General features: G+C 52.7%; 1 protein-coding gene. It reads right to left on the minus strand.

Going from position 1 to position 452, the window contains the following annotated elements; translation table 11 throughout:
- The coding region (locus D7V77_RS45430; RefSeq protein ID WP_233597583.1) for a hypothetical protein at positions 1 to 452 on the minus strand (452 nt) is incomplete at both ends.

The following is a 452-nucleotide window of genomic DNA, read 5'->3' on the forward strand; positions in this document are numbered from 1 at the left end:
CGTCCTTGGCTGTTGCGAGTGGTCGGAACCGCGGCAATTGTATTCTGCCTTCGTGCCAGACGAAATCCTGGTCTATGCTGCCTGCTGCCAGCTCCGGGTCTCGCAAGCGCCTGGCGAGCTTGGTGATGGCCAAAGCTCCTTGCTTATCGCAAGACGTGTTTTCCAAATAGAAGTAGTACCTGGATGTGTTTTCAAGGCGTTTTGTTCGCAGCATGCCCCTCATCAGTTCGGCCTCGGGGGAATGGTTCTCTGGAACAACCCACAGGACTCCTCTCGCCCCCAGTAGATTCTTCTTCAAACTGTCAAATATATCGATTGAAACATCGCTGAGAAGACTTTTACTCGGCGAGTCGATAAATATGAGGAGTTGCCCTTCCACGGTGTCGAGCTCCGAAAAGGGCTTGACGAACGATGGGCAGCCTAAACTCTTAGTTACGTGGTCTGCGACTAGC

Source organism: Corallococcus sp. CA041A (assembly GCF_003612075.1).
Classification (GTDB): domain Bacteria; phylum Myxococcota; class Myxococcia; order Myxococcales; family Myxococcaceae; genus Corallococcus; species Corallococcus exiguus.